The sequence below is a fragment of the Ruegeria sp. AN6 genome (assembly GCF_056540425.1).
In genome coordinates this window covers 1-14,180 of the sequence record NZ_JBQFWR010000023.1, presented here as the reverse complement: position 1 = coordinate 14,180, position 14,180 = coordinate 1, and the positions used below count along the sequence as shown (strand labels likewise).

Here is a 14,180-nt window from a genome sequence, read left to right as displayed (position 1 = left end):
ACGTGAATACCCTAGGCAATACACCAACCGACGGCGACCTTGTCGCTTGGGATCGCGACCATCACCTACATCCTTGGGCCGGAACCGATGGCTTTGGGTCCGACGAGTACATGCGGGTAAATACAGCGGATGGTATCTACCTTTGGGATGCTGCCGGGAAGCGCTATATCGATGGCCCCGGCGGTATGTGGTGCACACAGATCGGATACGGGCGTCAAGAGATGGCCGATACCATTTCCCAACAGGTTATGAAGATGCCTTACGCATCGCCCTGGTCGTTTACGACTGAGCCCGCAGCCGTTTTGGCACGAATGATCGCAGAACGCACGCCAGGTGATCTCAACACAGTGCACTTCACAACCGGTGGGTCTACGGCCGTTGATACCGCGCTGCGGACCGCGCTTTTCATGAACAATCGGCTTGGCCGGCCGGAGAAGAGGATCGTGATCGGCCGGGAAAAAGGCTACCATGGATCTACCTTTCTCGCCGCGACTGTTACTGGAAAAGAGCGTTTCGAAACAAGCTTCGAAAAAGCTCAGGATCTGGTGCGTTTCCTTCCCGACGTGAATCCCTACCACCGGCCAGAAGGCATGAGTGTTGATGCCTGGTGCGACGCCAAAGTTGCTGACCTTGAGAACCTGATTGCCGACGTAGGCGCCGACCGCATTGCCGCCTTTATCGCCGAACCGATCCTGTGTTCCGGTGGCGTGATCGTTCCGCCTCCGGGTTATCACAAGCGCACGCTCGAAATCTGCCGGGCAAACGACATTCTGTACATTTCGGATGAAGTCGTAACTGGCTTTGGCAGGCTGGGCCATTGGTTCGCTTCAGAAGACGTTTTTGGTATCGTCCCTGACATCATTACATGCGCAAAAGGTTTAACCTCCGGCTATCTGCCGCTAGGCGCTTGCGTAATCTCGGACGCAGTAATGAAACGAATTGCCGAAGCACCGGGCGATGATGTTTTCTATAATGGTTATACCTATTCAGGGCACCCGGTGAGTTGCGCGGCTGCTATCAAAAACATCGAAATCATGGAGCGCGAGGATATTCTGGGACACGTTCAACGCGTCACACCCCAGTTCCAGGAACGCTTACATCAAATAAAGGAAAAATTCCCGATTGTTGGAGATGTGCGCGGTGACGGGCTCCTCGGTTGCATAGAATGTCGCCCCGGACTGAACGTCGAGAGTTACGAGGCGCATGTGAAGTTTGGGCAGAAACTGGACGATGCGTGCGAGGAGATGGGATTGCTATTGCGCCCATTTGGAAACATGGCCGTGTTTTCACCCCCCCTTATTATCACTCCCTCTCAGATAGACGAAATGTTCGACATTATGGAAGCCGGGATGGAGCGGGTCAGCAAGGATTACGGCGCATAACAGTCGTCGCGCCCATTCAAAGTTCCAGTCAGATCAGGCAGGTTTCCAACCGCGGATGTGATGCGGGCAATGCTCTCCGGTTTTCAACACTGGCTGCATAGCGTCCCAGATCTCGATCTGATGTTCAATAAACTCCGCACCATGACGAGCTTCCCAGTCGACTCGGTTTGGCCCGGTCAATTCCACCAGCTCAGCAGCTGATACCTGAGCATACCAAGCGTTGCGGTTGACTAACTCTACGTCTTCAAAGCCAGCCAGCTCCATTGCAGCGCGGTACTTAGAGGGCGACGCCATCTGAAACTCCAAGGCTTCCATCTTTACGTAGTGCGCCATTTCCGGTGACATCTCACCGTCATGATTGGTCAACCAGTCAGAAGCAGAGAAATAACCACCAGGTTTTAGCACACGGTAGGCTTCCGCAGCCATCGCTACCTTGTCGGGGATGTGGATGATCGAGTCCTTCGAAAACACTACGTCAAAAGTACCATCTTCGAATGGCATTGGACCTGGAGTGACCTGTATGATATCGACCTTTCCCTCCAGATCCGCCTGCCTAACTCGCTCTTTCGCAGCCGCGCAAACCGGGGCCTCTACATCAATCCCCGTAACTCTAGCGGCGCCGAACTCCCGTGCCATCAACACTGCAATGGCCCCAGATCCGCATCCGATATCAAGGATATGCTTATCTTTCAGATCAATCCCTTTAACAACACGCGCAACTTCTTCAGGGCCTCCCGGTGAAAGAAATCCCTCTCCCCAAAGCTCCTCCAGAAAGCTGATTGCCTGTTGGTCATATAAGATCTCGTCTGACATAGGATTCCCCCGCATCTGATTGTCAGTCAGTCACTGCAGTGAAACCTTTTCTCTCAACTCAGACAAGCTTTATCGCGAAATCGCAGGTCATAGATTCAGCCATAATTGAATGATCATTCAGTCAGTAGACAGCAAGTGATTTGACTGGTATTCGGAGAAAAGAACGCCTAAAAGGATTTTATCGCAATGGCTGACACCCTACCGACGCATGCCCAAACTGTGATTATTGGTGGGGGGTCGATCGGCGCGAACACGGCCTATCACTTGACTAAGCTTGGCCATACCGATGTTGTCGTTCTGGAACAGGGACAACTGACATCAGGGACCACTTGGCATGCCGCCGGCCTGATCGTAGCCGGCCTTCTCAAATCCGAAGCTGAGTGCGCTATCTACACGCACGGTCGAGACCTTTATGCGAACCTAGAGAAGGAAACCGGTATATCCACAGGTTTCCGCGACGTTGGCTATCTGCAGATTGCAACCAATGAAGAACGCCTGCACGAGATGCGCCGCGTCGCAGCCTTCATGCGGCGTTTTGGGATAAACAACCACGAAGTCTCAGTCAAAGAAGCGCAGGATATGTTCCCTATAGGGGACCTCTCAGACGTCGTTGGAGCGTTCCTCATTCCGGAGGACGGTCGGGCCAACCCGGTGGACGTGACAATGTCTCTGACCAAGGGAGCCAAAAACAGAGGCGCACGTTTCTTTGAAGGTGTGCGGGTTGAAGAGATTTTAGCCAGGAACGGCACTGCGACCGGGGTCCGCACTGCGAACGGTCATACCATAACAGCCGAAAACGTTGTGATCTGCGGAGGCATGTGGTCTCGCCAACTTGGTGCAAAACACGGTGTAAATCTACCGCTCCAGGCGGCTGAACACTACTACTTGATAACGGAAAGTATCCCGGGCCTACCTCGCGATCTACCCGTTCTCGAAGACCCTTCCACCTACACTTACTACCGTGAAGAAGTCGGCGGGATGATGTTAGGGCTTTTTGAGCCCGGCGCTGCGGCTTGGAAGCTCGATGGTATCCCGGATGAATGGCAATTCGGAGAGATTGAACCAGATTGGGAACGTGTTGGGCCCGACCTGGAGAAAGCCTATTCGCGCGTGCCTGACACCATGAACTACGGTGTCAAAAAACTATTCTGCGGTCCGGAGAGCTTTACGCCTGATCTTGCGCCGCTTGTTGGCCCGACGCCTGAGCTGCGCAATCTCTGGGCTGCATGTGGGATGAACTCACTTGGCATCCTGAATGGCGCGGGTACGGGAATGGTCTTGGCCCATTGGATGGTGGACGGCTTGCCGCCCATCGATGTTACCGGCATCAACGTCAATCGCTTTTCCCGTGAAATGGCGACACCGGCCTTTCGACGCGACAGAACACCTGAGTTGCTGGGAAAGCTCTTTGGTCAGCACTACCACAATGAGAACTACAAAACGGCCAGGAACGTTAAGCGTTCAGTGCTCTATGACCGTCTCAAAGCGGCCGGAGCCTTTTTCGGCGAAGGAAATGGTTGGGAACAACCTGATTGGTTTGCTCCGACGCCCGAAGAGGCCAAGGTCGAGAAATACAGTTGGTATCGCCAAAATTGGTTTGAATGGCACGCTGAAGAACACCGGGCAGCACGCGAGGATGTCATCGTAATGGACATGACATCAATGGCGTGTTTCAGCGTCGAAGGACCGGATGCCTGCGCCCTCCTGTCTCGCCTTTCTTGCAATGACGTTGATGTTGAACCCGGTCGTGTCGTCTACACGGCCTGGGTAAATGAACGAGGTGGGTTTGAGGCTGACCTTACGGTAACCCGGCTATCCGATCAGAAATACTGGGTCATCGTGGGAGAAAACTCGGCGGGTCATACCGAGATGCGCATGCGACAGCACATCCTGGACAATGAAAACGTAGTTATAACAGACATCACCGCAGGGCGCTGCCAAATCAACGTTCACGGCCCAAAGTCGCGTGAACTATTGAGCAGAATATCCGGAGCTGATTTGTCGGACGAAGGTTTTCCCTTCATGACGGCGCGTGAAATTGACATCGGGTACGCCGTAGTTATGGCCTATCGCGTGACGTTTATTGGCGAACTCGGTTGGGAAATTCACGTACCTGCCACTCAGGCCATTCAGACCTACGATCTGATTATGGAAGCAGGTCGAGATCTGGGTGTTCGCAATGCTGGAATGCAAACTCTCAACTCCCTACGGCTAGAGAAGGCTTATCGTGATTTCGGAATTGACGTGGACAACACGGACAACCCAATTGAGGCCGGGCATGGTTTTGCCGTCAAACTGGACAAACCCGGTGGCTTCATCGGTAGGGGAGCACTCGCCACGATCAAGGCGAAAGGCACGCCCAACAACCGGATGTTGCAGTTCCTGCTAAAAGACCCAAAGCCTCTCATGTACGGCAACGAGATGATTTATCTAAACGGTAAGGAAGTCGGATATATCCAAGTTGGTGGATATGGGCATACTCTCGGCGCTGCGGTCGGTATTGGTTTTGCAGAAATAGGCGAACCGTTGACTGCCGACGTAGTCGCAACAGGGCAATGGCAGGTCGAAATCGCAGACGAGAAATACGATGCGACCGCCTCGTTAAAGCCGCTTTATGACCCCGACATGCGCAAGATAAGGTGCTGATGCATTGTTGTTCGGTGCTGTATTTCAAACCGGAAAGTGTTTTGGGAAAAACCGCGACAGCGAAAGCATGCAAACATCCCTGAATTCCCGACGATCAGCCACTTTGGGATACAACATCAAGCTGAGCCAGGCCCCATCAGACATCGCCTCTACAGCCCGGGCTGTTTTTTCCGGATCGAGATCGGCGTAACCACCATCGACGATCAATTCACCACACAGTTGCAGGATTCGGCCGTATCTTTCGTTGTCATATTTATTATGAATTTTCAAATAATTAGGGCGATACTTCGCTTGACCCCAGAAAGCAAACCAGACAGCCAAGCGCTTATGGGTGCAGATGCTTTTGTCAAAATCCGCTCGAATGATGGCAGCCAGCCTATGTGCGGCAGTGGGTTTCGCAGCGTCGTAAGACTTTAGCCAATTCTCATAGTGTTCTTGCGCAAGAAAACCCAGCGCAGCGTCATACAGTGCTTCCTTGCTGTCGAAGTGATAGTTCACAACGCCATGGGACAGATTTGCAGTTTCGGTCACATGTTTAAGCGTCGTGTCAGAAAACCCGCGCTTTGAGATCGAGTCGATGGCAGCCATAATCAACTGCAAGCGACGAACTTCAGGAGGTTCGGTGCGTCGTTTTTTCTGAAGCTCATGCGTCTCCAATTTAACTCTCCTCTCGTTCTGCCATCTGCCTATCCAGCAAATCCGCCCTTTGTTGCCGGAACATAACGATAGCTGCGATAGCGACACAAATGGCGATCACAAGGATCATGATTGTCGCCAGCGCATTAATATCCGGCCTGAGGCCTAGTCGAATGCGCGAAAAGATCAAAATTGGCAAGGTATTTGCACCTGGGCCAGTAACAAAACTTGCTATGACCAGGTCATCGAGCGACAGAGTAAACGCCAATAGCCAGCCTGAAATTAGGGCTGGTGTCAGCTGAGGGATCGTGATGGCAGTCAGAACTTTGAACGGTTTTGCTCCAAGATCGGCAGCCGCTTCTTCCAAAGTTTGCCCCACGCCGGTCAAACGCGCCTGAATTGTGACCGCCACGTAAGCCATTGAAAATGTAATATGCGCGATCGTAATCGTCGCAAAACCACGTTCTGCCGGCCATCCGATCAGCTGGTTCAGGGAAATAAAGAAAACCAACAAGGACAATCCGGTTATCACCTCGGGCATCACCAAAGGCGCGACCAACATACCACCAAACAACGTCCGCCCCTTGAACCGCCCAAAGCGCACCATAGCCAGCCCTGCCAATGTGCCGAGCGCTGTCGCAAAAGTAGCATTGACAACAGCAATCTGAAGACTGAGTGAAACAGCGCTCCAAACTTCGGCAGATTGGAAGAGCTCCTTGTACCAACGCATGGACCATCCGCCCCAAACAGGTACGAGTTTGGAATAATTGAACGAGTAAATGACCAAAAGGATCATCGGGATGTAAAAGAATGCCAATCCCAAAGTCAGCATGATGGTCAAAAAGCGGGAGCGATTAGCGTACATTTATTGCTCCTCCGATGCTTTGCCCTGGTAGTGCTGGAACACCATGATAGGCAGCACCAGAATGATAAGCAGAACAATCGCCACCGCCGCAGCGACCGGCCAATCACTGTTTCTAGAGAACTCATTGTAGAGAACGCGACCAATCATCTGCACATTCCCGCCCCCCAACAGGTCAGGGATAACGTACTCCCCGGTCGCAGGGATGAAGACCAACAACGAACCAGCGACAATACCGGGCATCGTCAGCGGCAAAGTAATTTTGAAAAACGTGTTCGTTGGCCGGGACCCAAGATCAGCAGCCGCTTCGTTCAGACTGTTGTCCAACTTTTCCATATTCGCGTAGAGCGGCAGGATCATGAAAGGCATATAGGTATAAACGATCCCGATATAGACGGCAAATTCCGTGTACAGCATGCGGATTGGCTCGTCGATTATACCCAGTGCTATCAGAAGATTGTTGATCGTGCCTTGATCCGCAAGCAGGCCCATCCATGAGTAGACACGCAATAGGAAGGACGTCCAAAACGGAAGAATAATAGCAAACAACAATAGCGGTTTTGCGACTGGCCCCGATCGTACAATTGCGTAGGCGATGGGGTAACCAAACAAGAGGCACAAGAACGTGGAGGTCACTGAAATCTTGAGCGAATTGACGTAAGTGTCAAAGTATAGGCTGTCTTCCCAGATGTAGATAAAATTGTCGAACACCAGACGGATCGTCATGATCCCGTCGCCCGTCCACTCAATCAAACTGGTGAATGGAGGGCTTGCAATCGCGAGTTCAGCCAAGCTTATTTTGGCGACAATAAAGAACGGTGCCAGAAAGAAAAAAAGCAGCCAGAAGAACGGTATGACGGTAACGATCTGGCGCCACTTATTTTGTATGCGCCGCATGACCAAACGGAGCATGGGCTGTCGTTCATCCGGAAGCGGTTCGGACATATCCTCCGTGAAATCCGTCATGAGTGGAGCAACATGGCGCTAGACGGATCCCAGCTGATATTCACCTTGTCTTCCCAAGTTATTCTTTGTGTGGCATGCGTCGGGCGAGATTGATTGGGCATAGTGACGTCGAAGACTTCGTCATTGGGAAGCCTCACCTTGTAGATTGATGTCTCTCCCAAATACCCAACGTCGTCGATGATTGCCGATGTCTGGTTAGAGCCTTCAGCGGCCTCATCCGATTTCTCAAGTCGAATTTTCTCCGGCCTCAAAGCGACCCAAATTTTGCTGCCAACCTTCACTGAATGGCCGTGATCAATGAAAACCTCGCAGAACTCGGTCTTAACCCGAACATGATCCGCCCCATCCTCAGTTACCCTGCCCTCAAAAATATTTGCTGATCCGATGAAGTCAGCGACAAAGCGGGTTTCAGGGAACTCATAAATCTCTGTTGGCGTTCCAATCTGTTTGAAACGCCCAGCGTCCATGACAGCCATTCGCGAGGACAATGTCATCGCTTCTTCCTGATCGTGGGTCACAACAATAAACGTAACACCGACCTTGTCCTGAATGTTCGCAAGCTCAAACTGCGTTTGCTTACGTAGTTTTTTGTCAAGCGCCGCCAAAGGTTCATCCAAAAGCAGCAGCTTAGGACGTTTGACTAATGCCCGTGCCAACGCAACGCGCTGACGTTGTCCGCCAGACAATTGCTTGGGCTTTCTCTTTTTGAAGTCTTCCAACTCAACAAGCCTAAGGATGTCGTGAACTCTGTCCGCTATGTCAAACTTGGGGACATGGTCTTGCTCCAACCCGAAAGCCACGTTTTTTTCCACGGTCATATGTGGGAACAAAGCATAGCTTTGAAACATCATGTTAGTCGGACGTTCGTAGGCGGGCACATCAGCCATATCGACACCGTCGATCGTAATTGTGCCCGCGTTCAATTCCTCAAACCCTGCAAGCATCCGAAGCAATGTCGACTTTCCGCATCCCGATCCACCCAGAAGGCAGAATAACTCTCCTTTGTAGATGTCCAGATCGACGTTATCGACGGCGATCACTTCACCGTATTTCTTGGTTACACCTCTGATTTGAACTAGGGGTTGCTGCTCTTTTTGCTCGAGCCAAGGTGCTGCACTGACAGTTGTGGAAACGGTCAATTTGGGCCTCGCAGTCTGCCAGTGTGGATTGGAGGGTGCAGTAGCGATCCGGTGAGAACCGCTACTGCACTTGCCAGTGTGAGTGGATCAATTACCGGCCTTGAAGTCAGTCCAGGTACGCGTCTGCAAACGCTCGACCTTGGGAGGAAGAACGGCAGTCGTATACATCTTGGCAACCTGATCTGATGTTGGGAACGCGGCCGGGCTGGAGGTGACAGCCTCATCAACCATCGGCTTGGCCGTCAGGTTGGCAGTCGCATACCAAGTGAAGTTACTATCATTGGCTGCAACCTCGGGACGCATCATATAGTTCAGGAAAAGATGAGCGTCTTCTTTGTTCGCAGCATCTTCCGGGATCAACCAGCCATCAATCCAAAGCTGCGCTGTGCGATCACCTTCGGGCAAGAAGAAGTCTAACACGACACCAGTATCGGCCTCAGCTGCGCCGGACATCGCAAGAAGACCATCCGGCCCCCAAGTGGTTGAGACACAAAACTCTTTCTGAGGCATCCTTTGATAGGCGTAGTTATCGAAGGTTTTGATGTACGGCCGAATTTCAGCCAGCATCTCCCCAACCTTCTCATAGTCTTCCTTGTTTGTGGAGTTCGCATCCAGGCCCATATGCGCCAATGCCATTGGAATGATGTCGCCCGGGGAATCCAGGAATGAAACGCCACACTTGGACAACTCTTTCATGTGAATAGGATCGAAAACCATATCCATCGAGCCGATGGGGGCATCTGGATAAGTCTCCTTCACCAATTCTTCGTTGTATGTGACCCCGTGCGTTCCCCACATATACGGAATGAAGTGCTGGTTGCCTGGATCCCACTCGCTGGCCAGCTGTTCCAAAATGGCCGGATCAATGTGCTTAATGTTATCGAGCTTGGACATATCAAGCGGAGCGACGATACCCGCCTTAATCAGCCGAGCTGTATCACTACCGGCATGGCTGACAACGTCATACCCGCTGTTTCCTGCCAACAACTTGGCATCAATTGCTTCGGCAGAGTCATACGGATCATAAATGACCTTGATGCCGTATTCTTTTTCGAAGTTCGAAATTGTGTCTTCAGCAATGTACTCTCCCCAATTCGTAACCTTCAGCACACGCTCTTGCGCGAATGCCGATCCAGAAACTGCAGTAGTAGTTGCTGCTAAAACTGTAATTCCGGCGATTTTTCTGATTGAGTTCATAACTTCGCTTCCTCTCCCTGAGTGGTGGCTGAATTTGTTTTGTCTTGTTTGCTAGTTTGTTATCTCGAATGATCACGCCTTCGTTGCGGGCGTAATCACTATGCACCCCATCCCTCCAGTCGCCATACCTTTGTCTGACTGATCATTCAGAACGGTAGTCTGCGGAAATCCGCGCTGTCAAGCTCGGCTGAGTGGATTTTGATCATATCGTTACAAATCATTAGATTTGCACCGAAATTGAGCGTGTATATCAAAAAACACCAACCAACGAAATCTTACAGGAGTGATTGAGAGCGCAGTATTGAATGATCATTCAGTCAGAAATAGTTGACGAGCAAATCAATTTAGGCGACACCTACACTCAGTCGAAAGGTGGCTGATCCAGTAAAGTCAAATTTATCGTTCTTGGATTTTGCCCCAGATGAGACCTCAATTGGCCAAACTAAAACTATGCGGGTTGTTCCGATGCGTGACGAAGCCAGAAACACAGAAATTCCCGCGAATTGGGACCGACGCGGGTTGCCCGGGTGGTGCTATCACAGCGATGCCCTTCTTGAACTCGAGAAGAGCGAACTCTTTAAAACTCATTGGCAAATCGCCTGCCATGTTTCGGATCTTCCGGAACCCGGTAGCTTTCTGTGTTTCGACATGTGCGGTGAACGTGCCTTGATCTTGAAGGACAGTAACTCGGACATTCGCGCATTTCTAAACGTATGTCGTCACCGCGGCTCTCGGCTGGTCGCTAAAGAGCAAGGAAAATGTGCAAACGCTCTAGTCTGCCCATTTCACGGCTGGGTTTACAATCTTGATGGAACACTGCGTGGCGCCGCCCGGCCGGAGTCCTTCCCCGATCTAGACAAGCACGAGTTTGGCCTGAAAGAAATCGAAATGGAAATCTGGCAGGGTTTTGTCTTTGTCCGATTCAAGCCCGGCCCCCAGCCATCGGTAGCGGAACTTCTTGCCCCGATTGAACAGGAAATCTCTGCCTACAAAATGGCCGAACACATTCCGACGGACGGGATATGGACGGAGGAAACTCCGGTAAACTGGAAATCAATCAGAGATGTCGACAACGAAGGGTATCATGTCCCTCTCGCGCACCCTGCCCTTCAAGACTTATATGGCTCGACTTATGCAGACGAACCATATGTCGATGGTATCTCACGCTCCGATGGAAAATTCACTCCGACGAAGGGCCGTAGGTGGGCCGTTCGCAACTACAAGAAATTCACAAAGCCACAGCCTCACCTACCTGAGCACTTGCACAAAACTTGGCTTTACTACGGCATTTTTCCGAATGCGGTAATAGCGGTCACGCCTGAGACAACCCTGTTTTATCAGGAATTTCCGGTCACGACAGAAAAGTCCATCCTTCGAAGCGCAACATACCGAAACCCAAACGAAGACCGCCAACAAAAAGCGGCGCGGTACCTTGCCGCCCGGATTGATCGAGAAACAGTGGAAGAAGATATTCAACTGACGATATGGTCAAACGAAGCCATGGCTTCAGAGGCTTTTGAGGGCTTCTATCTTTCTGATCTTGAGTACGGCGTGCGCTCCCATCACGACCATTTGAGGAAAATACTACCCATCTATAACTCTGAAGTAACGCCCGGAGAGGATGAAGTTGCCGCGGTGAATGACGCAATGTCCACTGAGCCGAAATCGTGACTAAAGGTGTTTTCAAATCGTCAGAAGCAGAAACTCAAAGGCAGTTCCTGACAACGACGATCGGAACACCTGGTTCTGGCGCCACAAGGTATGCCGCAGCCATGTATTTTTTTAAGAACGGCAAGCTTTCTGCCGAGATGTTGGAAATATACCGAAGATGCAGCAAGTTTGACGCAGAAGATCCGCTCGATCTGGCTACATACGAGGGCGTTTCAATTCCAGAATTCGTTTGCAATCTAAGCTCAAGAACTGACGGATGACTTCTCGCGCGCAAAAGACCAAATCCTTGGACAATTCAGATCCTTGTAAATTCTCACGATGCTGAGAAAGCAAAAAACTACTCCGAACATTGTCTCACAGGCCACTCCAAGTGTTGGAGCGAAAACATTGAAAGTTTATGACTTTGACGTCGTTGTCGTTGGTGCCGGAGCAGCAGGAATTGCAGCTACTCGTGCTCTCAAATCGGCGGGACTCTCGGTAGTCTGCATCGAGGCATCCAACCGTGTCGGGGGGCGCGCACACACGGACACGGAAATCTTTGGCGTTCCGTTCGACGTGGGAGCGCATTGGATGCACACCGAACATGCAAACGCTCTGAAAGCTCCGGGTCTAGCACTTGGTCTTGATCTCTATGCAGCCCCACACAACGCGGTGACATATGGCTTGGAGGATGACGCTGTTCTGTGGGACGAAGTCGACGAGCTTCAAAGCACGATCAATGAAGCGGCGCGCATCGATGCAGAAATTGAAGCAAGTACCGGAATTCCAACAGACCGGTCCTTGGCAGACATTTGGGAGAACAAAGGGCATTGGTCGTTCACAGCAGCGATGACATTTGCGTTGTCAATTGCCAGAGATTTGCCGGATACATCTCTGCGAGACATCAGTACCTGGGAGGGCGGAGACGATTGGTTTTGCCGCGAAGGCTTCGGACACCTCATTGCATGCACTGCAAAGGGGCTGCCAATTAAATTGGCCACTCCGGTCACAGAAATAAAATCTCTCACTGAAGGCGTGCAGATAACTACGGCCACTGGCAAGATCAAAGCTCGAACCGTAATTGTTACAGTTTCCGTCGGCGTCTTAGCCGAAGACATCATCCACTTTGATCCCCCGCTAGAATCCGACCGACGCTCAGCGCTCGAGCTCATCACTATGGGAGACTACAATCACGCTGGCCTTCTTTTCCGCCCCGGAGCTTTGCCAGTGCAACCCGATACTTGGCTGACATACCATTTAGAACCCAACGCCAATGGGGTAGCCCACGGAGGTGGCTTTCTTTGCGACATCTCAAACACCGGTCTGACTAGCTTTGAAAGTTCTGGAAGCTTTTCCAAAGACTTGCAGGACGCGGGGTCTGAAAGCGCCATAGAACATGCGCTCGAAACACTGGTTGGCTTCTTCGGCACAACAGTCAGAAAAGCCTTCATCAAAGGCCACGCCACCGCTTGGCGAAATGAACCTTATGTGCGTGGTTCATACGCTGGAGCCAGACCAGGAGGCCACGACAAACGCGCTGTCTTACGTCAGTGTCATGCTGAGCGGGTGCACTTCGCCGGTGAAGCGACACATCCTAACCAACAATGCTCGGTCAGCGGAGCCCACCTAGAAGGACTAAGGGCCGCGGAAGATGTGTTGGCGCAGCTACGCTGAACACCTGGCGATTAACTTGATCCAGCAAGTGGAAAAATCATAGAACTTCGAATGAACCTCTCACTATAAGTCGCAAGTCCAAGTTCATCTGTAGCGTGCTCCGCGGCCAATTCAGGGTATGCTATCCGGTCACAGGCAGATGATAAGAAGTCGAAACTTTTGAAGCACAAAAGTTGACTATGTTTCAGCGGGGTGGCTCGATGGAGACCAAATACTCTCTATCTTGAGCAGTTTTCTGGTTGTCCGCTAAAGATCGAAAACAGACTTTGTGTAGTAAAACGACTATGCCTGCTCTGTGGACTTTGCAGCCATCCGCATTCTTAATTCAAAGGACCGCAGTCAGCCCAAAGCGGACATTCGTAAAAAGACTTTGCAATTTCCGAGATCGGATCTAGGTGCGCTAATAACGCTGCATTTCTGACATTGATTTCATTAAAGAAAATCTTGGAACTTTGCCCATGAGTTTGCATGCTACAGAGAACTCATCGAACAAACAGGTCGTCAGGCTTATCTGCGGTGCCCAAATGCAACTTATTCCCAATCGCCAGCAGACGAGCGCCACGTCTTAGCTTCCGAATCCCAAACACTGGCTGTTGCGCAAGGCGTCGGGTTTATTCCGTCACAATTGGTTCCGTGGACATCTGTAAGGACAATGCGTTTACGCCCGAAGTCAACGACCTTCCAGCCTCGATTGAGCAAGGAGTGAACCTCCTCTTCAATCAAGAAGTGCGACATGTATCCGCCAGTACCGCAGTAAAGTGATGCAGCGCTCGAACACGCGAAACCCGACTCATTCAGAACCCAGTCGCGTTGTAGATCTCCGTCGAGATCGACCCTCTCAACCGCACCCCAATCTAAGTCAAACTGACCGTCGTTGAACGACGCGCAGGCTCGTGCCGCCAGATCAACCTTCGCCTGCAAACCGGGCGGGAGTTGCGAAACATCAGCCGCAACAGCCGGTGAGGTCCAAACAAGGCCCGAAGCAAGCACAATCCCGGCGACCAAACATTTCATCTGACGCGCTATTTGGGAAGCTGGTTGGAAGGAGGTATCAATTGCATTGATCATACCTGTAGTCCCCATATTCCAGCCAGTTTGCCGAGCCTTTGCTAAAAATCAGAAACTCGGACCTGTCTTCACCAAGAAGGGCGACGACAAATCCGGCCGGTGGCTCAGAGTTTCCGAAGTAGCTGTAAGCTGTCATGGCTCTGATCG

The 14,180-nt window shown here is 51.4% G+C and carries 11 protein-coding genes; 4 read left to right on the top strand and 7 right to left on the bottom strand.

Translation table 11 applies throughout. The features are described from left to right. The first annotated feature begins 2 nt into the window (after positions 1-2). Entirely contained in the window at positions 3-1,382 is a 1,380-nt protein-coding gene (locus ACR0MQ_RS21375) for an aminotransferase (protein WP_480610688.1), read from the top strand. A gap of 33 nt (positions 1,383-1,415) precedes the next feature. Here the strand turns inward: ACR0MQ_RS21375 and ACR0MQ_RS21370 are convergent, their stop codons facing one another. Next, positions 1,416-2,195 (bottom strand): class I SAM-dependent methyltransferase, encoded by a 780-nt coding sequence (locus ACR0MQ_RS21370; RefSeq protein WP_480610685.1) that lies wholly within the window; start codon positions 2,193-2,195, stop codon positions 1,416-1,418. Between the two features lie 186 nt (positions 2,196-2,381). Between ACR0MQ_RS21370 and ACR0MQ_RS21365 the strand changes: the two genes are divergently transcribed. Next, positions 2,382-4,841 carry a GcvT family protein gene (locus ACR0MQ_RS21365; protein WP_480610682.1) on the top strand — a complete coding sequence of 820 codons (2,460 nt, stop codon included), beginning with the start codon at positions 2,382-2,384 and terminating at the stop codon, positions 4,839-4,841. 24 nt (positions 4,842-4,865) lie between these two features. On the opposite strand, the gene ACR0MQ_RS21360 is transcribed toward ACR0MQ_RS21365, so the two are convergent. From ACR0MQ_RS21360 to ACR0MQ_RS21340, 5 genes are all read right to left on the bottom strand, one after another. Further along, complete coding sequence (locus tag ACR0MQ_RS21360) at positions 4,866-5,429, bottom strand: TetR/AcrR family transcriptional regulator (RefSeq protein ID WP_480610728.1); 564 nt, start codon at positions 5,427-5,429, stop codon at positions 4,866-4,868. A 70-nt stretch (positions 5,430-5,499) separates the two neighbouring features. Then, a complete protein-coding gene (locus ACR0MQ_RS21355; RefSeq protein ID WP_480610679.1) occupies positions 5,500-6,342 on the bottom strand; it encodes an ABC transporter permease subunit in 843 nt (280 codons plus the stop codon). Next, positions 6,343-7,284, bottom strand: a complete 942-nt coding sequence (locus ACR0MQ_RS21350) for an ABC transporter permease subunit (RefSeq protein WP_480610676.1) — start codon at positions 7,282-7,284, stop codon at positions 6,343-6,345. 17 nt (positions 7,285-7,301) lie between these two features. After that, positions 7,302-8,444, bottom strand: coding sequence for an ABC transporter ATP-binding protein (locus ACR0MQ_RS21345; protein ID WP_480610673.1), 1,143 nt, complete (start codon positions 8,442-8,444; stop codon positions 7,302-7,304). A gap of 87 nt (positions 8,445-8,531) precedes the next feature. Beyond that, entirely contained in the window at positions 8,532-9,641 is a 1,110-nt protein-coding gene (locus tag ACR0MQ_RS21340) for an extracellular solute-binding protein (protein ID WP_170776199.1), read from the bottom strand. A 465-nt stretch (positions 9,642-10,106) separates the two neighbouring features. Between ACR0MQ_RS21340 and ACR0MQ_RS21335 the strand changes: the two genes are divergently transcribed. Beyond that, positions 10,107-11,312: an aromatic ring-hydroxylating oxygenase subunit alpha gene (locus tag ACR0MQ_RS21335; RefSeq protein ID WP_170776200.1), complete on the top strand. Its 1,206-nt coding sequence runs from the start codon at positions 10,107-10,109 to the stop codon at positions 11,310-11,312. A gap of 387 nt (positions 11,313-11,699) precedes the next feature. Then, positions 11,700-12,965, top strand: a complete 1,266-nt coding sequence (locus ACR0MQ_RS21330; RefSeq protein WP_170776201.1) for an NAD(P)/FAD-dependent oxidoreductase — start codon at positions 11,700-11,702, stop codon at positions 12,963-12,965. 531 nt (positions 12,966-13,496) lie between these two features. On the opposite strand, the gene ACR0MQ_RS21325 is transcribed toward ACR0MQ_RS21330, so the two are convergent. Next, on the bottom strand, positions 13,497-14,033 hold the full coding sequence (locus tag ACR0MQ_RS21325; RefSeq protein ID WP_170776203.1) for a hypothetical protein: 537 nt from the start codon (positions 14,031-14,033) through the stop codon (positions 13,497-13,499). Between the last annotated feature and the right edge of the window lie 147 nt (positions 14,034-14,180).